Annotated in this window: 29 protein-coding genes and 1 riboswitch; of the genes, 7 read left to right on the top strand and 22 right to left on the bottom strand. The window is 38.2% G+C overall.

Going from position 1 to position 24,998, the window contains the following annotated elements; genetic code table 11:
• Nucleotides 1–2 precede the first annotated feature (2 nt).
• From PAN06_RS00800 to PAN06_RS00770, 7 genes are all read right to left on the bottom strand, one after another.
• The gene (locus PAN06_RS00800) at nucleotides 3–209 is read right to left on the bottom strand and encodes a hypothetical protein (protein WP_269795308.1); all 207 of its coding nucleotides are present in this window, start codon (nucleotides 207–209) and stop codon (nucleotides 3–5) included.
• A 1-nt stretch (nucleotide 210) separates the two neighbouring features.
• A complete protein-coding gene (locus tag PAN06_RS00795) occupies nucleotides 211–411 on the bottom strand; it encodes a hypothetical protein (protein WP_269795307.1) in 201 nt (66 codons plus the stop codon).
• Nucleotides 408–860: a hypothetical protein gene (locus tag PAN06_RS00790; RefSeq protein ID WP_269795306.1), complete on the bottom strand. Its 453-nt coding sequence runs from the start codon at nucleotides 858–860 to the stop codon at nucleotides 408–410. The genes PAN06_RS00795 and PAN06_RS00790 overlap by 4 nt, the downstream gene beginning before the upstream one ends.
• Before the next feature lie 205 nt (nucleotides 861–1,065).
• Nucleotides 1,066–1,215: a hypothetical protein gene (locus PAN06_RS00785; RefSeq protein WP_269795305.1), complete on the bottom strand. Its 150-nt coding sequence runs from the start codon at nucleotides 1,213–1,215 to the stop codon at nucleotides 1,066–1,068.
• Nucleotides 1,216–1,217: 2 nt separating this feature from the next.
• Nucleotides 1,218–1,646 carry a hypothetical protein gene (locus PAN06_RS00780; RefSeq protein WP_269795304.1) on the bottom strand — a complete coding sequence of 143 codons (429 nt, stop codon included), beginning with the start codon at nucleotides 1,644–1,646 and terminating at the stop codon, nucleotides 1,218–1,220.
• 115 nt (nucleotides 1,647–1,761) lie between these two features.
• Nucleotides 1,762–2,016 carry a hypothetical protein gene (locus PAN06_RS00775; protein WP_269795303.1) on the bottom strand — a complete coding sequence of 85 codons (255 nt, stop codon included), beginning with the start codon at nucleotides 2,014–2,016 and terminating at the stop codon, nucleotides 1,762–1,764.
• A 253-nt stretch (nucleotides 2,017–2,269) separates the two neighbouring features.
• Nucleotides 2,270–2,455, bottom strand: a complete 186-nt coding sequence (locus PAN06_RS00770) for a hypothetical protein (protein WP_060956282.1) — start codon at nucleotides 2,453–2,455, stop codon at nucleotides 2,270–2,272.
• Between the two features lie 141 nt (nucleotides 2,456–2,596).
• Here PAN06_RS00770 and PAN06_RS00765 point away from each other — a divergent pair, with 141 nt between their 5' ends.
• The 4 genes from PAN06_RS00765 to PAN06_RS00750 all read left to right on the top strand — a co-directional run bounded on the left by PAN06_RS00765 (nucleotide 2,597) and on the right by PAN06_RS00750 (nucleotide 6,066).
• Nucleotides 2,597–3,247, top strand: coding sequence for a helix-turn-helix transcriptional regulator (locus PAN06_RS00765; protein WP_269795302.1), 651 nt, complete (start codon nucleotides 2,597–2,599; stop codon nucleotides 3,245–3,247).
• Between the two features lie 15 nt (nucleotides 3,248–3,262).
• Complete coding sequence (locus PAN06_RS00760; RefSeq protein WP_269795301.1) at nucleotides 3,263–3,532, top strand: DUF4177 domain-containing protein; 270 nt, start codon at nucleotides 3,263–3,265, stop codon at nucleotides 3,530–3,532.
• Nucleotides 3,533–3,746: 214 nt separating this feature from the next.
• Nucleotides 3,747–4,715 (top strand): Abi family protein, encoded by a 969-nt coding sequence (locus PAN06_RS00755; RefSeq protein ID WP_261033746.1) that lies wholly within the window; start codon nucleotides 3,747–3,749, stop codon nucleotides 4,713–4,715.
• Nucleotides 4,716–4,899: 184 nt separating this feature from the next.
• Nucleotides 4,900–6,066, top strand: coding sequence for a site-specific integrase (locus PAN06_RS00750; protein ID WP_269795300.1), 1,167 nt, complete (start codon nucleotides 4,900–4,902; stop codon nucleotides 6,064–6,066).
• A gap of 156 nt (nucleotides 6,067–6,222) precedes the next feature.
• Here the strand turns inward: PAN06_RS00750 and PAN06_RS00745 are convergent, their stop codons facing one another.
• From PAN06_RS00745 to PAN06_RS00675, 15 genes are all read right to left on the bottom strand, one after another.
• On the bottom strand, nucleotides 6,223–6,951 hold the full coding sequence (locus PAN06_RS00745; protein ID WP_050246574.1) for an ABC transporter ATP-binding protein: 729 nt from the start codon (nucleotides 6,949–6,951) through the stop codon (nucleotides 6,223–6,225).
• Nucleotides 6,951–7,958: an ABC transporter substrate-binding protein gene (locus PAN06_RS00740; RefSeq protein WP_049501969.1), complete on the bottom strand. Its 1,008-nt coding sequence runs from the start codon at nucleotides 7,956–7,958 to the stop codon at nucleotides 6,951–6,953. Before PAN06_RS00740 ends, PAN06_RS00745 begins: the two co-directional genes overlap by 1 nt.
• A gap of 37 nt (nucleotides 7,959–7,995) precedes the next feature.
• Nucleotides 7,996–8,754: an ABC transporter permease gene (locus PAN06_RS00735; protein ID WP_194250903.1), complete on the bottom strand. Its 759-nt coding sequence runs from the start codon at nucleotides 8,752–8,754 to the stop codon at nucleotides 7,996–7,998.
• Entirely contained in the window at nucleotides 8,717–9,007 is a 291-nt protein-coding gene (locus tag PAN06_RS00730) for a thiamine-binding protein (protein ID WP_045612468.1), read from the bottom strand. Before PAN06_RS00730 ends, PAN06_RS00735 begins: the two co-directional genes overlap by 38 nt.
• A 68-nt stretch (nucleotides 9,008–9,075) precedes the next feature.
• Nucleotides 9,076–9,178: riboswitch (TPP riboswitch) on the bottom strand.
• A 102-nt stretch (nucleotides 9,179–9,280) separates the two neighbouring features.
• The gene (polA, locus tag PAN06_RS00725; RefSeq protein ID WP_269795299.1) at nucleotides 9,281–11,914 is read right to left on the bottom strand and encodes a DNA polymerase I; all 2,634 of its coding nucleotides are present in this window, start codon (nucleotides 11,912–11,914) and stop codon (nucleotides 9,281–9,283) included.
• Between the two features lie 118 nt (nucleotides 11,915–12,032).
• Nucleotides 12,033–14,189: an SIALI-17 repeat-containing surface protein gene (locus PAN06_RS00720; RefSeq protein ID WP_269795298.1), complete on the bottom strand. Its 2,157-nt coding sequence runs from the start codon at nucleotides 14,187–14,189 to the stop codon at nucleotides 12,033–12,035.
• A gap of 77 nt (nucleotides 14,190–14,266) precedes the next feature.
• Nucleotides 14,267–14,416, bottom strand: coding sequence for a hypothetical protein (locus tag PAN06_RS00715; RefSeq protein ID WP_269795297.1), 150 nt, complete (start codon nucleotides 14,414–14,416; stop codon nucleotides 14,267–14,269).
• Between the two features lie 332 nt (nucleotides 14,417–14,748).
• The gene (cbpD, locus tag PAN06_RS00710) at nucleotides 14,749–15,909 is read right to left on the bottom strand and encodes a choline binding-anchored murein hydrolase CbpD (RefSeq protein ID WP_269795296.1); all 1,161 of its coding nucleotides are present in this window, start codon (nucleotides 15,907–15,909) and stop codon (nucleotides 14,749–14,751) included.
• Between the two features lie 88 nt (nucleotides 15,910–15,997).
• Complete coding sequence (locus PAN06_RS00705) at nucleotides 15,998–16,264, bottom strand: Veg family protein (protein WP_001278169.1); 267 nt, start codon at nucleotides 16,262–16,264, stop codon at nucleotides 15,998–16,000.
• A 1-nt stretch (nucleotide 16,265) separates the two neighbouring features.
• Nucleotides 16,266–17,618, bottom strand: coding sequence for a replicative DNA helicase (gene dnaB, locus PAN06_RS00700; protein WP_004263550.1), 1,353 nt, complete (start codon nucleotides 17,616–17,618; stop codon nucleotides 16,266–16,268).
• 43 nt (nucleotides 17,619–17,661) lie between these two features.
• Complete coding sequence (gene rplI / locus PAN06_RS00695; protein ID WP_000864214.1) at nucleotides 17,662–18,114, bottom strand: 50S ribosomal protein L9; 453 nt, start codon at nucleotides 18,112–18,114, stop codon at nucleotides 17,662–17,664.
• Entirely contained in the window at nucleotides 18,111–20,084 is a 1,974-nt protein-coding gene (locus tag PAN06_RS00690) for a DHH family phosphoesterase (RefSeq protein WP_120770772.1), read from the bottom strand. Before PAN06_RS00690 ends, rplI begins: the two co-directional genes overlap by 4 nt.
• A gap of 135 nt (nucleotides 20,085–20,219) precedes the next feature.
• Nucleotides 20,220–20,768 (bottom strand): ribosome-associated translation inhibitor RaiA, encoded by a 549-nt coding sequence (gene raiA / locus PAN06_RS00685; protein WP_000599102.1) that lies wholly within the window; start codon nucleotides 20,766–20,768, stop codon nucleotides 20,220–20,222.
• A gap of 79 nt (nucleotides 20,769–20,847) precedes the next feature.
• The gene (locus PAN06_RS00680; protein ID WP_049487601.1) at nucleotides 20,848–21,510 is read right to left on the bottom strand and encodes a ComF family protein; all 663 of its coding nucleotides are present in this window, start codon (nucleotides 21,508–21,510) and stop codon (nucleotides 20,848–20,850) included.
• Nucleotides 21,507–22,805, bottom strand: coding sequence for a DEAD/DEAH box helicase (locus PAN06_RS00675; protein ID WP_212573919.1), 1,299 nt, complete (start codon nucleotides 22,803–22,805; stop codon nucleotides 21,507–21,509). Before PAN06_RS00675 ends, PAN06_RS00680 begins: the two co-directional genes overlap by 4 nt.
• Nucleotides 22,806–22,861: 56 nt before the next feature.
• Between PAN06_RS00675 and PAN06_RS00670 the strand changes: the two genes are divergently transcribed.
• From PAN06_RS00670 to cysK, 3 genes are all read left to right on the top strand, one after another.
• On the top strand, nucleotides 22,862–23,497 hold the full coding sequence (locus PAN06_RS00670; RefSeq protein ID WP_261028006.1) for a YigZ family protein: 636 nt from the start codon (nucleotides 22,862–22,864) through the stop codon (nucleotides 23,495–23,497).
• A 15-nt stretch (nucleotides 23,498–23,512) separates the two neighbouring features.
• Nucleotides 23,513–23,956 (top strand): PH domain-containing protein, encoded by a 444-nt coding sequence (locus tag PAN06_RS00665; RefSeq protein WP_269795295.1) that lies wholly within the window; start codon nucleotides 23,513–23,515, stop codon nucleotides 23,954–23,956.
• A gap of 96 nt (nucleotides 23,957–24,052) precedes the next feature.
• On the top strand, nucleotides 24,053–24,979 hold the full coding sequence (cysK, locus tag PAN06_RS00660; RefSeq protein WP_269795294.1) for a cysteine synthase A: 927 nt from the start codon (nucleotides 24,053–24,055) through the stop codon (nucleotides 24,977–24,979).
• The last annotated feature ends 19 nt before the right edge of the window (nucleotides 24,980–24,998 follow it).

Below are 24,998 nucleotides of genomic sequence, written 5' to 3'. Positions count from 1 at the left end.
CATCACCTCCACGACTTAACCCCTGCAAGCTGAATATAACGCCCATAATCAGGGCTTAAATCCTCGCTAGGTCTTTCTATCATCTGTCTATTTTCTCGCTCAACTCGAGCGCTTTTTTTGCGGTCTCGGTGGTTTAGATACATGAGAAGGCCAATCAAAATCACGGTAAAAATAAGCGCCTGTGTATTGCTTAAATCTAGTTCATTCATGCTATGCCCTCGCTTTATAATTCTTGATATATAACTGTTGCACTTCAGGCTCCATTTTTTGGAAAGCTTCAACTTCTTGAACCGTTACTTTCTTATTGATAAAATCAACGATAAACTGGAATAAATTTGGATTGTTTACCTTTAAATCAGCCATGAAGTTATCAAATTCTGTTTGTGTCATTTTTCTTAGGTCTAGTGTCATTGAATTGCCTCTTCAAACTTCTCTACAAGACAAGCCTTATCTACTTGTCGAGTCCCATTTTTAGACTTAAAAAGGATATCCTTCAAGGTTATAGTAGCCTCTAAATACTCCTTTTCAGCATGTTCTATATATGCCTGTTGCTCTGCTTCGTTATCAAAAAAATGCTTGGCTTGGCGTTTAAAGAAGGCTTGTCGCATAGCATCCATTTCAAAAATACCAGGGTGGAAAAACATTCCAGTAGTGCTTTTAGAGACTGCTTTTATTTTATGACTCTCATTCAATTCAGGGAGTTCAATCCAGAGTAAACGCTGTAAGTTTTCTTTGATAGCTTTTAATTGTCCTGATAAGATCCCTATTCTCAAAAAATCATTGTTTTCGTCTGCTTGGTGTAATTCCATACTAATTCTATCCAAGCTTTTAGCGATAATATTGTATGTTGTTTCTGTCATAGTCTACTATTCCTTTTTCTTGCCTTTTTCCTATACAGCTTTTCCCACCACTTCAATCGCTGGGCATCTGCCCCAAGTTGGCGAACGCTTGTAGTGATGTTTCGTGGGTAATCACCCACATTTTCGCTAAACAAGTGCTTAGAGTCGCCCTGTCAGCACTCATTTTTCAAAACCTTTTCTAATTGCTTGCCTGCTCTTCGGTTTTTTAGTTTGTCTTCGTTTCGTTTTCGATTTGATCGCCTAATCTTTTCCAGGCTCTATCAAATTCATCACGCTGAATTTCTTTACTATGTAATTGCCTAGCTAATTCCATACCTCTACGCATGAATCTAGCGAAGTGGGTTTTTGCTTCCATCCCTAGCCCTCCATCATGTCATAAAGTAAGGCGTAGTATTTATCTGGAATCCTATCCAAGGCTTTCAGTCCGTCATGTTCTGCTTTTTGTCTAGTTTCTGCCTTGACCGTGCTATCAAAGGCGATAGAAAAGGCATTTAACATAGCCTTGTAGCGGTCTACACTCTTCAAATAGCGACCACGTTCCCCAAGTTCCTTGTCTTCCAGTTCTTCTTTTACAGTATCGTCCAAGAGTTCAAACTTAGTGTAAACTCCTTTTTCTACTTTAAAACCTAGTCGCTTGTTTTGTCTGAGATTGTAAAGATTAACCTTGCAACTGTCTAAGTTACGGTAGCCTAATACTCCAGCGATTTCTTCTAGGTTTTTGCCCTCTAGTTCAGGCAATTTTTCAGCAATATCCTTGAATTTTACTGTTTGATGTTGTTTTCTCATTGTGTACCTTGTCTTTCTATGCTATAATCAAGGTATAGAAAAAAATCTATACTAATGTATTGTCGCTTGCTCTCCTCGACCAAAATTTGAGTAAGTGACTTTTTTGTTGTCTTTTTCATGCTTTTGTCCCTAACTTGGGTTTATAAAGCAAGTCTTTGCTTTCGATAAGATCCAGGATCCAACTGATTCCCTGTTCTACTGTCTCAAGAAATGCGCCCAGGTCTTCACTTTCCAAGTCTTCATAGTTCATACAAAGATATTCAGCTAGTTCTCTGTCTTTCTCAACTAGCTTTTTAAAATCTTTGAAATGCTTGGGAATCGGAAAACCCTTACTATTAGTAATTGTTTCAAATTCTACTTTATTGTCCATTCTTAAAATTTCTACACTTAAATAATAAGTTTCCTTTCTGCTTTTTGCTCATGCTTGCCACTTAAGACAGTACCATATGAATTTACTAATTGAGATAGGAGACAAAACCGTTATAAATCCTTGATACTGCCATAGGTAGCAAGCACTTTAATCTAGCAAAAACTAGCTAGTCTGATAAATCAATCTCCAGTGCTAAAGCACCATACAAGAAATCTATAAATATAAACTAATACTGTAATTGTGACTCTCCTTTCTAATAATCTTCAGCAAGCCACTGCATGGCTTTTTGGTAAATGCTAGGTTTTACTTCGCCACCGTCCCGAATTTTCTTGTAAGTGATTGGATTGACTCCAATTTCTTCGCTGGCTTTTTTAGCTGTCAAATTCTTGTCTGCTTGCTTTCGGCGAATTGCTTTTGCTTGTGTTGAGGTGATAAGCAATACAGTTCCCTCCTTTCTTATTTGTAAAGTTTATCTTTACTTGAGTTAAGTATATAAATTTTTTCTTTACTTGTCAAGAGAAAATAAAAAAAAACTTTACAAAAGTTTTTTTAGTGGTTATAATTTAACTGAGGTGATAAAATGTCAACAATAAAAAATAGGTTAAAAGTTTTAAGAACTGAGAAAGGAATAACGCAAGAACAATTAGCCGAGATTATAAATGAACGGCTAAAAGAAAATGAGAAACCAATATCCAAAATGGTGATATCTAACTGGGAAAATAATAAACATACTATCAAACCAGAAAAAGCTCAGATTTTAGCTGATTTTTTTGGAATTAGTGTTTCTTCCTTACTAGGTTACGGTGATGAACTCATGACTTTCAATAGTGGAGCAGAGTTTGAAGAATACCGTAACAATTTAATCAAACGTTTAAATACTAAGGAAAGACTTGAAAAGAAACTAGGTAAATCAACTGAACAGTATAAACCTGATAAAAAAACTATTGAAAAAATTGAACTTATAAAACAACGTATAAATCAAAAATACGGAACTAATTCTCATGGAAATCCTGCTTACGATGCTCTTGTAGCAGGTATTGGTGAAAACGACTTTTTTATACGATTATTTGATGCTTTACTAGACTTTGATGAACTAAAAGAAACAGAAATTTCAGACTTACTTTATAAGTACCTCATTTTAGATAACGATAGTAAACATTTAATACTAGAACTCATTAACAAATTACCACAATCTAAAACTAAATCTTTATCAGAAAAAGATAATAACTAACAAGGAGTAACCCCCATGGGATTTTTTGACACTGTAAAACAAGAAGGTAGTTTTTCTACCGCATCTGGAGTAAATGGACTCCACTACGTTGTCCTTCAGGTAACTTTGAAAGAAAAGTTTTTCGGCACTGGATCAGGAAACCTTACAGAATTAGAAGATGTTATCAATAAACAAACTTCAAAAGGTTATCGCCTACATACAATCACAACCGCCAATGGTGGAAGCAAAGGTCTAGGCGGTGGTGACCGCATTCAAGCCACAATGGTATTTGAGAAGATTATCTAAACTCTTTCCTGATTGCTGAGTCTTTCTCTGTTAAATTAGGGAGTTGAAAAGATAGGAAGCAGAAAAAATAAAAGCTAACAAGTTCGCTAACTTGTTGACATATGGCTCCAAATGGATTATAATTTACTTAATCTTAATGAATGGTTGCAGTAGCGACCTACCAAAAGGGGCTTCTAATGAAGTCCCTTTTGTGCATTATTTTGAGGTACAATCAATGAAACCTTTTACAAATATTGATGAACAAATAGAGTTACTAAAATCAAGAAATCTAACATTTCTAAACGAAAGTTTAGCAAGGCAATCTCTAACTAATTATGGATACTATGAAATAGTGAACGGCTATAAGTATTTCACTATTGAATTAGACTCTGAAGAGGAAATCTATAAAGACGGTGAAACGTTTGAACATATGCTCGCCCTCTATGAACTTGATAAAGATATCCGAAAAGGAATTATAGAAGCGACTATGGAGATTGAATTGTCACTACGGACAGCAATCGGTTACGTTGTCGCAAAAGATATCGGAGTTGAAAAAGAGCAATACCTGGATAGAAAAAATTATAATCAAGGTAAGAAGAATAAAAGAGGTTATGAGATTGATCAGCTCATTCATAAATTAAATAAAATTTACGATGATAACTCTGAACCTTATAAACACTACAGAGAAACTCACGGACACATCCCGCCTTGGATTCTTTTAAAAGGTACTACTCTAGGAAACTTGGTAACAATGTGTAAGTTACTGAAACCTGCTCAAAAAGAGCAAGTCATTGCAACCTGCCTAACAATTCCTAAAGAATTTATAACCGAGGAAGTAAAAGCAACCTTTTCAGAAATTCTATACCTAGTTTTGGCATTTAGAAACCGTTCAGCTCATAGCGGTAGACTGTTTAATTATCATTCTGAGAAATATTCAATCAGCTATAGAGAATTTTTCCACAAACGTATGGGAATATCTGAAGCTGGCTATAGAAAAGGCGCAGGAAAAAACGATTTATACACCCTTTTCAACTCTCTTACATGGTTTAAAAACGAAGATGCAGCATTTCATGCCGAATTTACTTTATTCTATTCTCTCAAGGAACATCTTAAAAAATTCCCTGATGATGATGTTATGTTTACGATAGAATCAGGTATGCCATCTGAGTATATCCATAAAAAAATAGCTAAATACTTTGATTAGGAATTTTCACTAATTAAGTTTAACACCTCTACAAGCTCTATATAGCCTTTATTTCCTATTTTGGTACATTTTACCGTCCGTCCTCTTAAAATCGAAAATAGGGGCATTCTCGTATCTCCTCGCATGGTATAAACTCAAAACCTTTTCTAATTGCTTGCCTGCTGATGAAAAAGGAGTTAAAACCATGAAAATTACACAACATACGAAAAAAGACGGATCAGCAGTCTACCGCTCTAGTATCTATCTTGGCATTGATTCTGTGACTGGTAAGAAGGTCAAGACTACCATATCAGCACGAACAAAGAAAGAACTCAAAAACAAAGTCACCCAGGCTAAGGTAGAATTTGAGAAAAACGGCTCTACACGGAAACAACGCTCACATATAACAAGCTATCAGGAACTTATAGACTTATTTTGGCAAACCTACCAGCATACCATAAAGACTAATACGCAGATAAAGATAAAAGGTTGCTTAAATAATTACCTCTTGCCCTCATTTGGTACTTACAAACTAGATAAACTTACTCCTGTTATTATCCAAACTCAGGTAAATAAGTGGGCGGATGAGTACAATCAGGATGGAACAGGGTATAAAGAATACAATCACCTTCATGCCTTAAATAAACGTATTCTACAGTATGGAATTTCTTTTCAAGCATTAGACAATAACCCTGCTCGTGATGTTGTCATTCCTAGAAAGATAACAAGAGATAAACAAGAAATTAAATACTTTCAAAATCAGGAACTTAAAAACTTCCTCTCCTATCTCGATAACCTGGAGAATACCTTTGTCAATTTCTATGATACTGTGCTTTATAAAACGCTCCTAGCTACTGGACTGCGCATCCGTGAATGTCTTGCCCTGGAATGGTCTGATATTGACCTGCAGAACGGAACGATCGATATTAACAAAACACTCAATATTTTAAACCAGGTAAACAGTCCTAAGACAAAATCAAGCTACAGAGTTCTAGATATCGATCATAAAACAGTACTCATGCTTCGTCTCTACCGAGCAAGACAAGCAGAAAACGGTAGAAATATTGGCTTAACCTATGAGAAAGTATTCTCTGATAGCTTTGACAACTATGTCAATACTCGAAAGGTTGATTATCGCCTACATAAGCACTTAAAAAACGCTAACTGTACTGATTTAGGCTTTCATGCTTTCCGACACACTCACGCTAGTATCTTGCTTAATGCTGGCCTGCCATACAAGGAAATACAGACACGTCTTGGCCATGCAAAAATATCTGTAACTATGGACACTTACAGCCATTTATCAAAAGAAAACCAAAAAAGAGCAGTCTCATTCTTTGAAACTGCCCTCGAAAAAATAAAAAGTTCTTAAAAAAGTCCACAAAATAAAAAAAGCGATACATAAAACCCTTATGTATCAACGATTATAGAATGATTTCGGTATAATTGACTATTATACCGAAATTTTCTCATTTTTAAAAGAAAAAGGGCGCTGGTAAAGGATAATCTTCACCAACTCCCTATTTTTCTACTTATCTAAGCCTAATTCTACCAAGATTTGACGTTTGTAGGCAATCTTTTGGACTTCCTTGTCCTCATCTTCAGACCAATCTAGTTTAATTTCTGAAACAATCTGCCCAGGGCGATTTTTCAAGATATAAATGCGGTCGCTAAGATTGAGAGCCTCTTCGATACTATGCGTGATAATCAGGGTCGTCAGCTGCAACTGCTTGTGAATCTCCAGATACCAAGCGTGGAGTTCCATCTTGGTCATCTCATCCAAGGCGCTAAAAGCCTCATCCAAGAGAAAAAGCTTGTGCCCGAAAAGGTAGGTACGAAGCAAGGCTACACGCTGGCGCATCCCGCCACTAAGTTCATGAGGGTATTTATCTCTTACAGCTGTCAACTGGAAGGTCGCAAGAATTTCATCTGCGCGAGCAATAGCTTCTGCCTTATCCACCTTTTGAATCAAGAGGGGCAGAATGATATTACCAAGCACCGTCTTGTGTTCCAAGAGCAGATCCTTTTGCAACATATAACTCACGCGCCCCTTGGGATTCTCCTCCCCATCAAGGACAATTCTTCCTGACTGAACTTCTAAAATCCCCGCAATTAAGTTGAAAAGCGTAGTCTTACCAACACCACTTGGGCCTAGGATAGAAACCACTTCACCTGAAGTCACTTTCAGATTGATATCCTCTAAAATCCTCTCTTGACCATAGGCATAACTGACGTGTTCTAGTCTAATTTCTGTCATTATTTTACAAATTCGTTGGTGAAGCCTTTATCTGTCAAGTCTTCTTTAAGGATACCATTTTCTTTATCCCATTTGTAGAAGGCATTCCAGCGAGCTGCATCAAATTGACCCCATTTTTCCTTGTCGCTTGCGTATTCTTTTGACAAGTATTTTTGAGATTCGATGACAAAGTCACGTTTTTCCTTGAGTTCAGGCGCATTCTTAATGAGGATATCTGCAGCTTCTTCTGGATGCTCCATAGCATATTGGTAACCTTTTTTGATAGCTTGGATGACTTTACGTGCTTCTTCTTTGTTGTCTTTGAGGTAGTCGTTGTTGGCGATGATAACTGGTGAGTAGTAGTCAAATTCTTTAACGTAGTCTTTCAAGTACATAAAGTTAGCATCTACACCTTGAGATTTAGCCAGAATTCCATCCCATCCATAGTAGATCCAAGCAGTGTCAAAGACACCATTAGCAATCGGTGTGATAGAGTTTGAGTCGTTATTTGGTACTTTTTCCACCTTCTCAAAGTCCCCACCTTGTGATTCTACTAAGGTTTTCAACATAGCAAGTTCAGTTGGATCATTCCAAGTCCCGTATTTCTTACCAACCAAGTCTTTTGGACTAGCTACATTGTCAGATTTACGAGAAATGATTCCTGATGTATTGTGTTCTACAATAGCTGCAACGGCAGTAATTCCTGCTCCTTTTTCCAATTTTTTAGCCATATAGTCTTGGAAATAGACTGCAAATGGTGCCTTACCGTTAATAACCAAGTCAGAAGAACTTTCTTCTGGTGGCAATTTCAAATCAACATCCACTCCAGCTTCTTTGAAATAACCTTTTTCCTTAGCAACATAAAGCCCTGTGTGGTTGGTATTTGGTGTCCAGTCTAGAATAAAGTCAATCTTCTTGAGTTCTGCCTCTTTGTTGTCCTTAGAAGCAGTTCCTTGACCACAGGCTACAAGCACAACAGCTACAAGAGCTGTTACAAGCGTTAAAAACACTTTCCATGTTTTCTTCATTTTCTTTCCTCTTTTCTTTTTCAAAAACATTCTAATGCTACGAACGTTTCCATTTAATAACATATTTTTCACTAATATCGACCAACTTCATACCCAAAAGGCTGATAATCGATACCAGAATAATAATAGCAAACATGGTATCATACTGAAACAGTTTCTTGGACTGAATCATGTAGACACCTAGTCCTTCAAAGCCTCCCAACCACTCAGATACTACTGTTGTGATAAAAGCGTAAGAGACACTGACCCTCAGACCTGCATAAAAGTAAGGCAGGCTGACTGGGATTTTAAAATGCCAAAGGATTTGCCAAGGTTTGGCCCGCATCAGACTAAACAAGGTCAGCATATCCTTGTCACAATGCCTAAAACCGTCCAAAATGCTGACGATGATAGGAAAGGTTGTCGTCAAGATAATCAAGACAATCTTAGGGAGAATCCCATAACCTAGCCACAAGACTAGAATAGGAGCTATGGCAATGGTCGGGATAGTCTGAACAACCACCATCATTGGGTAAATCAGGTCATTAAGCCAAGTCAAACTGTCCATAAGTACAGCCATGAGACAGGCAATCAAGACTCCCAAAACCAACCCCAGTAAAGCAACTCTCAATGTCGCCCAACTATGGTGCCAGAGAAATTCTCTGTCACGAACAAAGGCCTGGAGAATTTCAAGAGGTGTCGGCAGAATAAACTTAGGGAGCAGTTTAAGAAAACCTGCTAACTGCCAGATTGACAAGACTCCCAGAAAGCCCAATAGACTAATGTGTCGTCTCAGTATACTTTTCAAGTTTCTCATCAATACTTAAAATCTCTCCTACATTTATTTTGACATTAGCAAAGACATTATCTGCCTCCTGCCCTGCCACTTCTAGCGCTTCTTTGAGAATGCGCATAAGCTCATCAAACTCCCCTTCCAAGACCGTTTCAAATGGTGTCACCACCATAGTCACTTCTTGAGCTTTCAGATAGGCAATGACCTGATCAATAACAGCAATCCGATCAATCCCCTGTGATAGGGGTAAAACTTGCAAGGCAATGCTTGCTTTCATAAGAACCTCCTCTTCTCGTTTTCCTTTGACAAAAAGAAAAACCTTTACCATATATGGAAAAGGTGCAGAATAGACTAAGTATTGTTCCCTACGCTGGCATTACCCAGATCAAGTGCGGTCGAAGCTTAACGCTTCCTCTCAGACTGTACACAGACTCCCATATATTATATGGACATATGATAGCGCAAAACCAAAAAAATGTCAAGGAAACTGCTTACAGAAAAACATGAAAAAGAGTTTGAAAACAAGTGCTTCAAACTCTACATAACTTTTTTATTTAGCCTCGTACCAGGTTGCCCCTTCATTTTCATCTGCGATGAGGGGAACACTGAGTTGAATGGCTTCTTCCATGGTTTGTTTGACCAATTTTTTCATCTCTGCTAGTTCCGATTTAGGCACTTCAAGTACGATTTCATCGTGCACTTGTAACAGCATCTTAGTCTGATAACCACCTGCAACCAAGGCTTTATCCAGCTGAATCATGGCAATCTTGAGAATATCTGCCGCCGAACCTTGGATAGGTGAGTTAATAGCTGTCCGCTCCGCAAAACCACGAATGTTAAAGTTGCGCGAATTGATATCTGGCAACTCACGACGACGCTTGAAGAGGGTCTCTACATAGCCCTTATCACGCGCTTCACGCACCACTTCATCCATGTAGTTTTTAATGCCCGGGAAGCGTTCAAAGTAGGTATCAATATAGGCTTTGGCTTCCTTACGACTAATACCCAGATTATTAGACAAGCCAAAGTCTGAAATTCCATAAACCACCCCAAAGTTAACTGCCTTGGCATTGCGACGGTCGTTTGCAGTCACATCCTCAGGACGTTCAATGCCAAAGACCCGCATGGCTGTCGAAGTATGGATATCTGCCCCCTCTTGGAAAGCCTTAATCAAGTGCTCGTCTTTAGAGATATGTGCCAAAACACGCAATTCAATCTGTGAATAGTCCGAGCTGAGAAGGACACTATCCTCCCACTCTGGCACAAAAGCCTTCCGAATCAAGCGCCCTTGTTCCAATCGCACAGGAATATTTTGCAAGTTTGGATCCACACTAGACAAACGCCCAGTCTGGGTCAAATCCTGCACATAGCGAGTATGAATCTTGCCATCAGCCAAAATCCAGTCCTGCAAGCCAATCACATAAGTAGACTGAATCTTGGCAATCTGACGGTAATCGAGGATTTTCTTAACAATCGGCGCAATAGGAGCCAAGCGTTCCAAGACATCCACTGCTGTCGAATAACCTGTCTTGGTTTTCTTAGTGTATTCTAGAGGAAGGCCCAACTTTTCAAAGAGAAGCACTCCCAACTGCTTAGGCGAGTTGATATTAAACTCCTCACCAGCTAGTTCATAAATCTCCTGAGTCAGTTTTTCAATGACAAGCTCATTTTCAGCCTGCATCTCAAGCAAGGTCTCTTTCTTAACCGTAATCCCAGCAATTTCCATCTTAGCAAGGACAAAGGCTAGAGGTTGCTCCATATCATAAAGGAGCTCTAATTGCCCATTTTCGCTGAGTTTTTCAAGCAAAATAGGCTCTGTTTCGACCAAAACTGCAAGCTTACGAGCTAAATGCTCCAAGAATTTCTCACGTTCAGGAAGGGCCTTCTTGACTCCCTTACCATAGAAAGTCTCATCATCAACCAAATAAGTCTGACCATAAAGACTAGCGATGGTCGCAATTTCATTGTCCTCCACAGTCGAAAGGAGGTATTTAGCCAAACGGCTATCAAAAGCAGGCGCCTGCAAATCCACACCAAAACGATGCAAGAGAACTTTAGCCTTCTTAAAGTCATACACTCTCAGAGGTGTTTTTTCTAAAAAGTCCTTGAAAATCAGCTCTTGCAACAGCTCAAGCTTGTCTGTGGCATAGAGCTTATCTCCACAAGACCAGGCAAATCCAACCAAGTCATCCGTATGGTAATTCTCACCAAAAAGCTCAAAATGGAAGATAGACTCTTCACTCAGCATATCTTGACTAATTTGGTCAACGATAGTAAAGTTCAAACTCTCAGCCACATCAGCTGACGACACATTTAAAGCCTGCTTGAGCTGTTTGAAACCCATCTCATCGTAGAATTTCCCGAGATTTTCAACATCTGGACCGCTATAGACCAAATCCTCCAAACCAATCTCAATCGGTGCCTTGGTATCAATGGTCGCTAGTGTTTTAGACAAAAAGGCCTGTTCCTTATCATTGATAAGATTTTCCTTCATCTTAGAAGCCTTCATCCCATTGATATTCTCATAAATCCCCTCGAGTGAGCCATGCTCCAGCAAGAGCTTGATACCCGTCTTTTCACCAATTTTGGTTACTCCAGGGATATTATCCGACTTATCACCCATGAGCGCCTTGAGATCGATAAACTGCGTCGGTGTAATGCCCATCTTTTCCATAAGATATTCTGGCGTAAAGGCCTCAAACTCAGCCACACCTTTCTTGGAAATTTCAACCACCGTATGCTCATCCGTCAGCTGAATCAAATCCTTGTCCCCACTGACAATGGTAATATCAAAACCATCCTGCTCTGCTAGTTTATCCAATGTCCCAATGATGTCATCAGCCTCATACTGAGCCAACTCATAGTGACGAATCCCCATATGATCCAGCAACTCACGAATGAAGGGAAATTGCTCACGAAACTCATCCGGAGTCTTAGCCCTACCACCCTTATAATCTGCATACATCTCTGTCCGGAAGGTCGTCTTTCCCGCATCAAAAGCCACCAAAATATGACTCGGCTCAACCCGCTCCAACAAATGGCTCAACATCAACTGAAAACCATAAATCGCATTGGTATGCAAACCAGCCGCATTCTTAAAACGGTCCAACTGCTGATAGAGCGCAAAAAACGCCCGAAAAGCAACAGAAGAGCCATCAATCAATAATAATTTTTTCTTATCCATACACCCATTATAAAGGAAAGCACCAAAAAATACCATTGGGAAGAGTTCCCTGAGAGAAACTAAGATAATAGTAAAAAGAGAAGGAAGTTACTCCCTCTCTTTCAAACTACGAAATGAATTAGTTTTTACGTTTCACAAATGGAATGGCACCAAGGAACAATCCAAGGAATCCTAATGATGCAACTGCAACATTATCTTTACCACCAGTATTTGGAAGTTCTTTTTTATCTTCTGCTTTTACTGCTGGCGCTTGATAAGTACTATCCTTGTTAGTACCTGCTGTTGTAAGAGTATATTGTGGAACTTCGTTAATTGCTGCTTCTACACTATTAACGCCTCCTGTATATTCTGGAGCATCGGCTATAGTAGGAGGTGTTGCATCATTTACCCCACCAGTGAAATCAGATTCATTATCTCCAGAAGGAGAATCACTAGGATTCACACCACCATTAAATTCTGGAGCATTAGGAGCAGTTGGTACTTCGTCAGGTTGTTTAGCATCGTCAGAAGGAGCGTCAGCAGGATTTACCCCACCAGTGAATTCAGGAGCATCAGGAACAGTTGGAACTTCATCTGCTTCCTTAGCAGGCTCAGTAGGTGCTTCATCATCACTTACGCCACCACTGAAATCTTTAGGTTCTTCACCTTTAGGAACTTCTTTTAAGTTTTCGATATAACCTAAAGTTGCGTTGTAATCGTCAGTTAGTGTATCGATTGCATTTTTACGCGCTTGTAATGATTCGTTAACTTCGTCAAATTTAGCTTGAGCTTCATCAACAGAAGCTTTAGCAGAAGCGACAGAACCTTCTAGTTTAGTTACAGCATCTTGTAATTTATCGATAACATCTTGATCAGCTTTATTCGTTTTAGCTGTTTCAAGAGCAACTTTAGCTTTTTCTAAGGTTTCTTTTTGTTTATCTAAGGCAACATTTTTCTCTTCTACTGCCTTAGCTTTTTCAGCAGCATCTGCTTTATCTTTATCAGCTTCTTTAGTTAATTTTTCAATTTTTTCAGCTAAATCATCAGCAATATCTGTAAGTTTTTTAACGATTGGTTTAGAAGCTTCTTTTTTAGCAGCTTCATCAATTTTTTTAGCTTCTTCAGCATCTAATTTTTTAGTTTCAGCAACTTTTTCAGGAGCTTTGTTTCTAGTGTTATAGTCGTTTTCTAATTCTTTTAGAATATCTTTAGCAGATAAATCACCTTTTTCAACGGCATCTAGAATAGCTTCTTTACCAATTTCAGCTTTTTTATCAGCTATTGCTTTTTCTTTATCAGTAATACTTGCATCTTTATGGATTTCTGCAATCGCATCTTCTTCAAGTTGATCTAAAGCGTCTTTAAGAGCTGTTTTGGTTTCAGCTTCTTCTTTTTTAGCCTCTTCTTCTTTTTTAACTTCTTCTTCAACTTTAGCTTTTGCTTTTTCAGCTTCTTCTTTAGCTTTGGCTAATTCAGCTTCTGCGTCAGCTTTAGCTTTATCAGCTTCTTCTTTTTTAGTTTGAGCAGTAGTTACATCAGCAGCTTCTTTTTCAGCTTTAGCAGTAGCTTCCTCAACTTTTTTAGCTTCTTCAGCAACTTTTTTCTCTAATTCAGCAACTTTAGCATCCGCTTCTTCTTTAGCTTCAGCAGCTTTTTCAGCTTCTGTTTTCTCTGCTGGTTTAGCTGGTTCTTCTTCTACTGGTTTAGCTGGCTCGTTCGCTTCTTTTTCTTTAGCAGCTTTCACTTCTTCTAGAGTTTTGTTGTACTCATCAGTAAGTTTGTTTAATTCGTCAGCAACAGCTTTAGTATCTGAAGCAGCTTGATCAAAGTCAGTTTGTGCAGCATCACGAGCTACTTCTGCTTTTTTAGCAACATCTTCTAAAATTTTAACAATTTCTTCAGATGAACCATTTGCTTTTGCTGTTTCAAGAGCTTTTTTAGTTTTTTGTAGAGTTTCATCTCTCTTAGTTAATGTATCAGCTTTTTTATCTTCTTCAGATTTTAATGCATCCGCTTCTTTTTTAAGCTCATCAACATTTTCACCTAAATCATCAGCTTTATCTTGAAGTTTTTCTGATGCAGGACGAGCAGCATCCGCTGCTTCACCTTCATCAATTCCCGCTTGAACCTCTTCAGGAAGCTTGTCCTTAGATACAGGAGTTTCTGTTTTAATTGTTGGATTAGTATCTTGTGCTTTTTCAGCATCATCTGCTAACTCAGCAAGAATATCAGAGGCACTTAATTCACCAGACTCAACAGCCTTTAATAATTCTTCTTCTTCTGCTTTTTTTGTCAAGCAACTCGTTATCAGGGATTTGTTTCAAAGCTTCAGTTAAATCTTCTTTAGCTTTTCCGACTTCAGTTTTTGGAGTTTTAACCACAGGTCAGGTGTGGATCCAGTTTCTCCGGATGTGCTAGTAGATGTAGTGCATCAGCTTTTACAACCGACGGTTGAGACACAGCAAAAACCGCACCTAAAACCGTAACACTAGCTAAGCTAGTCAAGATCATTTTTTTATCCATTTTTAAAACGCCCCTTTGTGGAATTATATTTCTCTCTATTATAACTTTTAATATAGATTAACAAAAACAATATATTAAGTTGTTTAAAAAAATATATTTATATCGACTAGAAAAGAATAATGTCAATATAAACATATTTTTAACTTTCTAATATTACTACGGAAACCTAGATAAGCAATAAATTCTTTATTAAAGAATTTATCTCATGAAAATAGTTCGGATCAAACAAGCTACAATAAAAAAATATATAAGAACGCTTCAAGTAAATATTTAAAATAGTGCTAATTACTTTTGAATATAGTTAAAAATGATAATGAATCAAGTTTTTTAGTTTATTTTTCTTTAACCCACTCACCATTATGATTTACAGTATAACCGTCTACTATTGTATTAACAGCTAGCTCACCTGAAGAGTAAGAATAATACCACTTACCAGAAACTTGATACCAGCCTGTTTTCATTGCCCCTGAACTATCCAGATAATACCAAACCCCATTTTCCTTTAACCATCCTGTCTGCATTTCACCAGATGATTTCAAATAATACCAGGTAGAACCATCTTTCAACCATCCCGTCGCCTTAGAACCATCTGATTTGAAATAATACCAACTACCATTTATTTTCTTCCAACCCACAGTCAATCCATTATTTGAACCATGATTAGATTTATTTACTGATTGATTCTGTGACGAAGTCACTCCCTCCAACTGAATATAACGACGATTTCCACTATACGAAATGTAACTTAACCATTTGTAGCCATCTTTTTCAATCACCTGATCATAATGAACACTCTCACCTGGAGAATAATATGCAAGTGGAGTTGCATTCAATAATGGTTGATCTTTAATAGGAGTCTCCACCTTAAAATAATGAGTTCCTCTCATCAAAGATGACGATTGACTGGTCACAACATGATTGCTTGTCGAATCTTTTGAACTGCTTGGGACTTCTTTAGAATTGCTTGATAAATCTTTAAAATGAATAAAACCGGTCATCTTGTTTGCTTTTACAATTCGTTTATTATAATTACCTTTATAATCATAGTTATATTCCTCAATTTCTATATTATCTCCCATCACATTTGAAACCCAAGCAACATGACCATAACCTCCTGCAGTAGACCAAGCAATAGCTCCAATTGCTGGTTTATTATCGACACGATAACCTTCACGACGAGCACGATAACCCCATTCACCAGCATTACCATAAGCTCCTGGAAGCTCAAAACCATTTACTCCACTCAAACGAAAAGCAGCAAATGAAGTACACTGACGAGAATACATCCTCCACTTATCAATACTCTGACTCCCATTTTTATAATAAACAGGATAATCATCCCCACGCGCAATCGAGCCATTTCCTCCCGAATAGGCAGATACACTATTACCCGCTGCTAACATCAAGCCTACTACTAAAAAAGGAACAACCTTTTTAACTGACTTTCTAATAGAAAGCCTTGTCTCTGCTACTTTAAATGGTGAAATTTTCATTCTTCCTCCTTGAAAAATAATATAAATCGAAGATTACCTTCACTTAAACTATTCGGAGAAAAAAGAAAAAGTGAGAAAATTTCTCACTTTAATCAAGATAATGAATCAAATTCTTTTCTGTAAGGATATCTGAGTAAGTAAAGGATTCAACGTAAACATTAGCTTGTTTATCTCCTTCAACGTTCCCAAACTCAACGATAAATAGGGACGGATAAACCTCAATTAGCTTACCCAATCTATTTTTTTGGCGCTTACGACCATTCTCCAAAGTCATTTCTACGACTTGTCCCTCATGTGCCTTGATTTCTTCTTTGATTTTTTTCATCTTGGCTACATCTGTAAATGCATCTGACATCTTATGCCTCCCTCTTTGAGATACTTGAAAATTTATTGTATTCTTTTTGGAAAATTAATTCCACCGTTCCACGAGCTCCACTACGGTTTTTCTCGATAATAACTTCTACCTTATTATTTGGGATGCCTTCCTCTTCTTCACCACCACGCTCATAGTAGTCGTCGCGATAAAGAAAGGCTACGATATCAGCATCCTGCTCGATAGATCCCGATTCACGAATATCAGATAAGACCGGTCTCTTATCCTGACGTTGTTCTACACCACGAGACAACTGACTCAGAGCAATTACTGGAACCTTCAGTTCCTTAGCTAAAATTTTCAACTGACGTGAAATTTCTGAAACCTCTTGTTGACGATTTTCCCGACCAGTTCCCGTGATAAGCTGCAAGTAATCTATCAAAATCAAACCAAGATTACCCGTTTCTTGAGCCAGTTTACGAGAACGAGAACGAATCTCTGTAATCCGAATCCCTGGCGTATCATCAATATAGATACTCGCGTTGGCTAGGTTCCCTTGAGCAATGGTATATTTTTGCCACTCCTCATCAGTCAATTGACCCGTACGGATAGAATGCGATTCCACCAAACCTTCTGCCGCCAACATACGATCCACTAGACTTTCCGCACCCATTTCCAGTGAAAAAATAGCAACCGTTTTGTCCAACTTAGTACCAATATTCTGAGCAATATTCAAGGCAAAGGCTGTCTTACCAACCGCCGGACGGGCTGCTAGGATAATCAACTCCTCCTCATGAAGTCCAGTCGTCATATGATCCAGGTCACGATAGCCTGTCGCAATACCTGTAATATCGGTCGTTTGTTGCGAGCGAGCTTCCAGATTTCCAAAGTTGATATTCAACACATCTCTAATGTTCTTAAATCCACTTCGATTAGCATTTTCGCTGACATCAATCAGGCCTTTTTCTGCCTGAGCAATGATTTCATCAGCTGGTTGCGAAGCCTCGTAAGCTTGATTGACAGACTCTGTCAACTTGGAGATTAATCGACGTAGCATGGCCTTCTCTGCAACAATCTTAGCATAATACTCCGCATTAGCAGAAGTTGGCACAGAATTGACAATCTCAACCAGGTAAGACAAGCCACCAATATTCTGTAAATCACCTTGATTATCAAGAATGGTACGAACCGTTGTTGCATCTATAGCATCGCCACGATCGGATAAATCGACCATAGCTTGGAAAATCAAACGATGGGCATACTTAAAAAAGTCCCGAGACTCAATATATTCTCGCACAAAAACAAGCTTACTCTCGTCAATAAAGATAGCCCCTAAAACGGATTGCTCAGCTAAGATATCTTGAGGTTGTACTCGTAACTCTTCTACTTCTGCCATCAGACTTCCCTTCCTTTTACAATCTTGTCAAGAAAGTGTAAATTTACCCTTCTTTCACACGAAGATTGATCACACTTGTGATATCTTGATAGATTTTCACTGGCACATCAATCAAACCAACCGCCCGAATCGGAGCTTGCACTTGGATATGACGTTTATCAATCTTAATTCCAAATTGCTTTTGCAATTCTTCTGCAATCTTCTTATTCGTAATTGAACCAAAAGTACGACCATCTGGACCAACTTTTTCAACAAATTCTACAACCGTTTCTTCTGCTTCTAGTTGGGCTTTAATTGCTTTTGCTTCTGCAATCATCTCAGCATGAGCTTTTTCTTCAGATTTTTGTTTACCACGAAGTTCACCTACAGCTTGAGCAGTTGCTTCTTTGGCTAGATTCTTTTTGATAAGAAAGTTTTGCGCATACCCTGTTGGTACTTCCTTAATTTCGCCTTTTTTACCTTTTCCTTTGACATCTGCTAAAAAGATTACTTTCATTCTTCTTTCTCCTTTTCCTTTATTTCATTTAATACAATTTCTGTCAGTTTTTCACCTGCTTCTGACAAGGTTGAATCCTTAATTTGAGCCGCTGCCAAATTAAAGTGGCCTCCACCTCCCAGCTCTTCCATAATCCGTTGTACATTCAGCTTACTACGACTGCGAGCTGAGATAGAGATAAACCCTTGTGTATTCTTCGCAAGAACAAAACTCGCTTCAATACCTGACATAGCTAACATGGCATCTGCTGCCTTACTAATAACAACTGTATCATAACATTTCGAGTCCTTAGCCTCTGCTATTAGTACATCTGAACCTAATTTACGCCCTTGTAAAATCAGTTCATTGACCTCACGATATTCTTCAAAATCTGTCGCAGCAATTTCTTGGATAGCAATACTATCACTTCCTCTCGTTCTGAGATAGCTAGCAACATCAAATGTCCGACTAGTCACTCGTGAGGTGAAATTTTTAGTATCCAACATCATACCAGCCATTAAAACACTTGCTTGCATACGACTCAAACGATTTTTCTTAGAATTCTGGAACTGAATCAATTCCGTTACCAACTCACTGGCACTACTTGCACCACTTTCGATATAAGTGATAACTGCATTATCTGGGAAATCCTGATCCCGTCTGTGGTGGTCGATGACGATGGTTTGTGTAAATAAATCGTAAAAATCTTTTGATAAAGTTAAAGCTGTCTTTGAATGGTCTACAAGAATCAACAAAGAACGATTGGTCACCATCCCCATTGCGTCCTTAACGGACAACAACTTTGTAACTCCTTCTTTTTCTAAGAATGAAACAGCTCGTTCAATATCCGGCGACATTTGTTCTTCGTCATAAATAGCATAACTATTTTCAGTCACATTGCTGGCAAACAACTGCATACCTACAGCAGAGCCAAGAGCATCCATATCTAGATTTTTGTGACCAACTACAAAAACCTGATCCACACTACGAACCTTATCTGAAATAGCCGTCATCATAGCACGCGTACGAGTCCGTGTACGTTTGATTGAGGCAGCAGACCCACCACCAAAATAAACTGGATTTTTCGTCTCGTCGTTTTCCTTAACAACCACTTGGTCGCCACCACGCACTTCAGCCAAGTTCAAGTTGAGCAATGCAACTTTCCCTATCTCATCATGATTTCCATCACCATAAGAAAATCCCATACTTAAGGTCAAGGGCAACTGTCTCTGTTTCGACTCTTCTCTGAATGCATCAATAACAGAAAATTTATCATTCATCAAGCCCTCAAGCACCGTGTAGTCCGTAAACAGATAAAAACGATCCATACTTACTCGACGGGAGAACATGGCATGCTTCCCAGCAAATTCTGAAACAAAATTGGCTACAAAACTGTTAATATGACTAATGTCAGACTCCGATGTCGCATCTTCTAAATCGTCATAGTTATCAACGGAAACAATTCCAATAACCGGACGACTCGTCACTAACTCAACAGTCGCTTCGTATTCTCCAGACACATCAAAGAAGTAAAGAACACCAGATACCTTGTCCATATGAACCGAATAGCGAGTCTCACCCAAGGTGGCATAAGAACCTGGATTCCCCACAGACGCCTTTATAATTGTTTGAATTAATGCAACATCAATCTCCCCCACTTCATTAGTCAAAATCAATTCAGCGTAAGGATTGAACCATTCAACTTCACCTGACGATAAGTCTAGTTTAATAACTCCGACAGGCATCTGTTCTAACAAAGTTGTCAAACTATCTTCAGCTTGGTGGTTTACATACTGGATTTGTTCTACTTCACTCTTTGAGTAGTAGTCTCTCTGATGGATGAATAGTAAAATATATGAACCCAAAATAAGTAGCAAAAGAAATAGCGTTACCAGTGTATTCGTTACAAAAACAAGTTGCACAGATAGCACTCCGAACGCCACTATTCCTAATATTAAGGGGAAAATAGGACTTACATAAAATTTTTTCATTCCAAACCTCTTGGCACCCATTATACCATAATAACCACCAAAAAGCGACTTTTTAAAAGTGTAATCAGTAATTCTATCAATTATAAGAAAAAGGAGGTTTACAATTTAGTAAACCTTCCTTTACACATATTGAAATTAAGATTCTTTAACTTCTAACAAGCCAATCTCGCCATCCTCACGACGATAAATCACATTGGTTGTCTGATCTTCAACATCCACATAGATAAAGAAATCATGTCCCAACAAATCCATCTGTAGAATAGCTTCTTCCAAATCCATTGGTTTTAAATCAATTTGTTTTGAACGAACAACTCTGGATTGGGCAACATTTGTATCTTCCACCAAAGCATCTGTAAATAATTGACTAGTTGCTACCTTGTTTTTATTTTTACGCTCGATTTTTGTTTTATTTTTACGAATCTGACGTTCAATTTTATCGGTTACAAGGTCAATTGAACCATACATATCTTGAGACACATCTTCTGCACGAAGAGTAATTGAACCAAGTGGAATCGTCACCTCCACTTTAGCAGTTTTTTCACGATACACCTTCAAGTTAACTCGAGCATCCAACTCTTGTTCAGCTTGAAAATACTTTTCGATCTTTTCGAGTTTAGAAACTACATAATCACGAATTGCTTCTGTTACTTCTAGGTTTTCACCACGGATACTATATTTAATCATATGAGTACCTTCTTTCTAAACGTTTTTGTTTTTCTGATTTCATTATAACGCTTTCATTTTGTTTTTGCAAATTTTTTCCTCATCTTACAAGGGAAAATGTTTTTACATCCTCAGCACCAGCTTCTTCCAACAGTTTCTTCATACGATTTATAGTTGTTCCAGTAGTATAGATATCATCTATAAGTAGGATTTTTTTAGGAATAGTGACTCCACTTTTGACAAAGAAGGGAAGTTCTGTTGCCAAGCGTTCTGAACGATTTTTGGAAGAACTAGCTCGCTCTTCTCTCTTCTCTAGTAAGTCTTGAAAAGAGAACCCTGCTGCTTCAACTAAACCTTCAACCTGGTTAAATCCCCTCTCGAGCAATCTTTCAGGACTTAGGGGAATTACAACAAATTGATACTCTTTGTACTTTTTTAACTCCTCACTTAAAACTGAAGCAAAGACTTTTCTTAAAAGGAAGTCTCCATCAAACTTATACCGACTGAAAAAATCCTTCATAGCTTGATTGTAAATAAAAATCGCTCTATGACTGACTTCAACTCCTTCTTTACACCAAAATTGACAATCTTGACACTTTGTTGACAATCCTGTTTTCATACAGTTTGGGCAGTTCTCTTCTCCAATCCTATCAAAAGTAGAATCACAATCTAAACAAAGACAGGAGGCATCATTCTTCAGAAGTAAAAGACTACTGAAAGTTAAAACAGCCTTCATAGTCTGCCCACATAATAAACACTTCATAGACCCGCCTCCTTATTCATCTGTTGAATTTCCTTCATTGCCTTTTTGATTGAAGCATTTAACCCGTCATGGAAGAAAAGCAAATCTCCTGTCGGTCTATCCATGCTTCGTCCAACTCGTCCACCAATCTGAATCAAACTAGATTTGGTAAACAGACGATGGTTGGCTTCTACTACAAAAACATCCACACAAGGGAAGGTAACTCCACGCTCCAAGATTGTCGTACTGATAAGTATTGTCAGTTCTCCATCTCGAAAAGCTTGCACCTGCTCTAATCGATCTTCCGTAACTGAAGACACAAAACCAATTTTCTCATGCGAAAATTCCTTCTGTAAGACTTCTTTTAATTGCTCCCCTTTCTTAATTTCTGAAGCAAAAATGAGTAACGGATAACCTGTCTTTCTCTGTTTCTCAATATAAAACTTTAACTTTGGTGATAAACGATTCTTATCCAAATAGCGATTAAAATCGGATAACCAGACAGGTTTAGGAATAATCAAAGGATTTCCATGAAACCGTCTAGGCAAACTCAATCGTTTTAATTCTCCGATGCGAACCTTCCTATCTAACTCATCGGTAGAAGTTGCTGTTAAAAAGATTCTCAAGCCATTCTTCTTTACACTATTCTTGACAGCATGGTAAAGCGTAGGGTTGTCAACATAAGGAAAAGCATCTACTTCATCCACTATTAGCAAATCAAAAGCATGATAAAATTTTAACAGCTGATGAGTCGTTGCAACAACTAGTGGTGTTCGAAAATATGGTTCTGATTCTCCGTGTAGTAAAGCTATCTCGCAAGCAAAATCATCTTGCAGTCGCTTATACAGCTCCAAACACACATCGATTCTAGGGCTGGCCAAACAAACTGCACCACCTTCATCAATCACTTTGGCCACAACTTGGTAAATCATCTCTGTCTTTCCAGCTCCTGTTACAGCGTGAACCAAGGTTGGTTCCTGCTTATCTACCGCTTGAATCAATCCCTTTGACACCTTCTCTTGAAAAGGAGTTAATTGACCACGCCATTTAAGAACATCTTGCTTCGGAAAATCCTCCTGTGGGAAATAGTATAAAGATTGATCACTCCTAACTCTCTTCATAATTAAGCACTCCCGACAATAGTAAGCACCGATGGGCAAATACCATTCATCTAAAATAGCACTATCACAACGTTGACAGAAAAGTTTCCCTTTCTCCTTTCTCATTGCTGGAAGTTTCTCCGCCAACTGACGTTCCTCTTCTGTTAATTCATTCTCCGTAAACAACCGACTGAGATAATTTGGATTTACTTTCATACTTCTTTATTCGTAAAAACCTAGCGCTTTAGATGATTTTTTAGTACAATTAAATCATGGAATTTAGAACAATTAAAGAGGACGGACAAGTCCAAGAAGAAATCAAAAAATCCCGCTTTATCTGTCATGCCAAGCGTGTTTATAGCGAAGAAGAGGCTCGTGACTTCATTACTTCCATCAAGAAAGAGCACTACAAAGCTACTCATAACTGCTCTGCCTTCATTATTGGGGAACGTAGTGAAATCAAACGTACAAGTGATGATGGTGAGCCCAGTGGGACTGCTGGCGTTCCTATGCTTGGGGTACTAGAAAATCACAATCTTACTAATGTCTGTGTAGTAGTGACACGCTACTTTGGAGGCATTAAGCTAGGCGCTGGAGGATTGATTCGTGCTTACGCTGGCAGTGTTGCCTTAGCTGTCAAAGAAATTGGCATCATTGAAATAAAGGAACAGGCTGGCATTGCTATTCAAATGTCTTACGCTCAGTATCAAGAGTATAGTAACTTTCTTAAGGAACATGATATTATGGAACTGGATACAAACTTTACAGATCAAGTCGATACGATGATTTATGTTGATAAAGAAGAAAAAGAGAATATTAAAGCTGCACTTGTAGAGTTTTTTAATGGAAAAGTCACTTTAATGGATCAAGGTTTACGCGAAGTTGAAGTTGCTGTAAACTTAGTGTAAACAAAGGAGAAAAATATGGCATTTGGAAAATTCATTCAAGGACTCGCTGGTAACTTTAGCGAGCAAAACAAAGAAACTCTTATCAAAGAATATGGACAATATCTACTAGAAAATGAAGAAATTCAAAGTGGATATAAACTGATTCGTGACTCAATTATATTTACAAATATACGTATCATCTTTACAGATAAACAAGGCGCTACCGGTCGTAAGATGTCTATTAAATCAATCTTTTTGATGAACATTGTTAGCGTTGAAACGGAAACTGCTGGAGCAGGTATAGATGATAGTGAAATTACTATTACTTATTTAGAAAATGTCTTTCTAAAAGCGCATAATGAGCATTTTAGTTCTCATAAATTTGAATTTCCTAAGAAAACGGATATCGTTCCACTTTACACCTATTTACTAGAATTAGCCTATCACAATCGCTTAAAAATTAATGGATTAGACCTGTGATATAAAAAAATCCTATCACTTCGATAGGATTTCTATATTTTACAAATGGTATAGATAGCGTTATACTAGAAATATCTTATACAAAGAGGTATTCATATGTCTATTTATAACAACATTACTGAACTAATCGGTCAAACTCCGATTGTTAAACTCAACAACATTGTGCCAGAAGGTGCTGCAGATGTCTATGTAAAACTTGAAGCATTTAACCCTGGTTCTTCTGTAAAAGATCGTATTGCTCTTAGCATGATTGAAAAAGCTGAACAAGACGGTATTCTGAAACCTGGTTCTACTATTGTTGAAGCAACAAGTGGAAACACTGGTATTGGACTTTCATGGGTAGGGGCTGCTAAAGGGTATAAAGTCGTCATCGTTATGCCTGAAACTATGAGTGTAGAACGACGTAAGATTATCCAAGCTTACGGTGCTGAACTCGTCCTAACTCCTGGTAGTGAGGGAATGAAAGGCGCTATTGCTAAAGCTCAAGAAATCGCTGCTGAACGTGATGGTTTCCTTCCTCTTCAATTTGACAATCCAGCTAATCCAGAAGTACACGAAAGAACAACAGGAGCTGAAATACTAGCTGCTTTCGGTAAAGATGGACTAGATGCCTTTGTTGCTGGAGTGGGTACCGGTGGAACGATTTCTGGTGTTTCTCATGCACTCAAATCAGCAAATTCAAGCATTCAAGTTTTTGCAGTAGAAGCAGATGAATCTGCTATTCTATCTGGTGAAAAACCTGGACCTCACAAAATTCAAGGTATCTCAGCTGGATTTATTCCTAGTACACTTGATACAAAGGCTTATGATGGTATCGTTCGTGTAACATCAGACGATGCTCTAGCACTCGGCCGTGAAATTGGTGGAAAAGAAGGATTCCTTGTAGGGATTTCTTCAGCTGCAGCTATCTACGGAGCAATTGAAGTTGCCAAGAAATTAGGTACAGGTAAGAAAGTCCTTGCTCTAGCACCAGATAACGGTGAACGTTATCTCTCTACAGCACTCTATGAATTTGAAGTGTAGTCTCCTAAATACACTTGGC

The organism is Streptococcus sp. SM3, from assembly GCF_027497875.1.
The sequence above is the reverse complement of the archived record's forward strand: the minus strand, read 5'-3'. Positions and strand labels throughout refer to the sequence as shown.

What these genes read in the sequence shown, in the direction of transcription:
- PAN06_RS00800 (WP_269795308.1), bottom strand. Translation starts at nt 209, where the DNA reads ATGAATGAACTAGATTTAAGCAATACACAGGCGCTTATTTTTACCGTG.
- PAN06_RS00795 (WP_269795307.1), bottom strand. Translation starts at nt 411, where the DNA reads ATGACACTAGACCTAAGAAAAATGACACAAACAGAATTTGATAACTTC.
- PAN06_RS00790 (WP_269795306.1), bottom strand. Translation starts at nt 860, where the DNA reads ATGACAGAAACAACATACAATATTATCGCTAAAAGCTTGGATAGAATT.
- PAN06_RS00785 (WP_269795305.1), bottom strand. Translation starts at nt 1,215, where the DNA reads ATGGAAGCAAAAACCCACTTCGCTAGATTCATGCGTAGAGGTATGGAA.
- PAN06_RS00780 (WP_269795304.1), bottom strand. Translation starts at nt 1,646, where the DNA reads ATGAGAAAACAACATCAAACAGTAAAATTCAAGGATATTGCTGAAAAA.
- PAN06_RS00775 (WP_269795303.1), bottom strand. Translation starts at nt 2,016, where the DNA reads ATGGACAATAAAGTAGAATTTGAAACAATTACTAATAGTAAGGGTTTT.
- PAN06_RS00765 (WP_269795302.1), top strand. Translation starts at nt 2,597, where the DNA reads ATGTCAACAATAAAAAATAGGTTAAAAGTTTTAAGAACTGAGAAAGGA.
- PAN06_RS00760 (WP_269795301.1), top strand. Translation starts at nt 3,263, where the DNA reads ATGGGATTTTTTGACACTGTAAAACAAGAAGGTAGTTTTTCTACCGCA.
- PAN06_RS00755 (WP_261033746.1), top strand. Translation starts at nt 3,747, where the DNA reads ATGAAACCTTTTACAAATATTGATGAACAAATAGAGTTACTAAAATCA.
- PAN06_RS00750 (WP_269795300.1), top strand. Translation starts at nt 4,900, where the DNA reads ATGAAAATTACACAACATACGAAAAAAGACGGATCAGCAGTCTACCGC.
- PAN06_RS00745 (WP_050246574.1), bottom strand. Translation starts at nt 6,951, where the DNA reads ATGACAGAAATTAGACTAGAACACGTCAGTTATGCCTATGGTCAAGAG.
- PAN06_RS00740 (WP_049501969.1), bottom strand. Translation starts at nt 7,958, where the DNA reads ATGAAGAAAACATGGAAAGTGTTTTTAACGCTTGTAACAGCTCTTGTA.
- PAN06_RS00735 (WP_194250903.1), bottom strand. Translation starts at nt 8,754, where the DNA reads ATGAGAAACTTGAAAAGTATACTGAGACGACACATTAGTCTATTGGGC.
- PAN06_RS00730 (WP_045612468.1), bottom strand. Translation starts at nt 9,007, where the DNA reads ATGAAAGCAAGCATTGCCTTGCAAGTTTTACCCCTATCACAGGGGATT.
- polA (WP_269795299.1), bottom strand. Translation starts at nt 11,914, where the DNA reads ATGGATAAGAAAAAATTATTATTGATTGATGGCTCTTCTGTTGCTTTT.
- PAN06_RS00715 (WP_269795297.1), bottom strand. Translation starts at nt 14,416, where the DNA reads ATGGATAAAAAAATGATCTTGACTAGCTTAGCTAGTGTTACGGTTTTA.
- cbpD (WP_269795296.1), bottom strand. Translation starts at nt 15,909, where the DNA reads ATGAAAATTTCACCATTTAAAGTAGCAGAGACAAGGCTTTCTATTAGA.
- PAN06_RS00705 (WP_001278169.1), bottom strand. Translation starts at nt 16,264, where the DNA reads ATGTCAGATGCATTTACAGATGTAGCCAAGATGAAAAAAATCAAAGAA.
- dnaB (WP_004263550.1), bottom strand. Translation starts at nt 17,618, where the DNA reads ATGGCAGAAGTAGAAGAGTTACGAGTACAACCTCAAGATATCTTAGCT.
- rplI (WP_000864214.1), bottom strand. Translation starts at nt 18,114, where the DNA reads ATGAAAGTAATCTTTTTAGCAGATGTCAAAGGAAAAGGTAAAAAAGGC.
- PAN06_RS00690 (WP_120770772.1), bottom strand. Translation starts at nt 20,084, where the DNA reads ATGAAAAAATTTTATGTAAGTCCTATTTTCCCCTTAATATTAGGAATA.
- raiA (WP_000599102.1), bottom strand. Translation starts at nt 20,768, where the DNA reads ATGATTAAATATAGTATCCGTGGTGAAAACCTAGAAGTAACAGAAGCA.
- PAN06_RS00680 (WP_049487601.1), bottom strand. Translation starts at nt 21,510, where the DNA reads ATGAAGTGTTTATTATGTGGGCAGACTATGAAGGCTGTTTTAACTTTC.
- PAN06_RS00675 (WP_212573919.1), bottom strand. Translation starts at nt 22,805, where the DNA reads ATGAAAGTAAATCCAAATTATCTCAGTCGGTTGTTTACGGAGAATGAA.
- PAN06_RS00670 (WP_261028006.1), top strand. Translation starts at nt 22,862, where the DNA reads ATGGAATTTAGAACAATTAAAGAGGACGGACAAGTCCAAGAAGAAATC.
- PAN06_RS00665 (WP_269795295.1), top strand. Translation starts at nt 23,513, where the DNA reads ATGGCATTTGGAAAATTCATTCAAGGACTCGCTGGTAACTTTAGCGAG.
- cysK (WP_269795294.1), top strand. Translation starts at nt 24,053, where the DNA reads ATGTCTATTTATAACAACATTACTGAACTAATCGGTCAAACTCCGATT.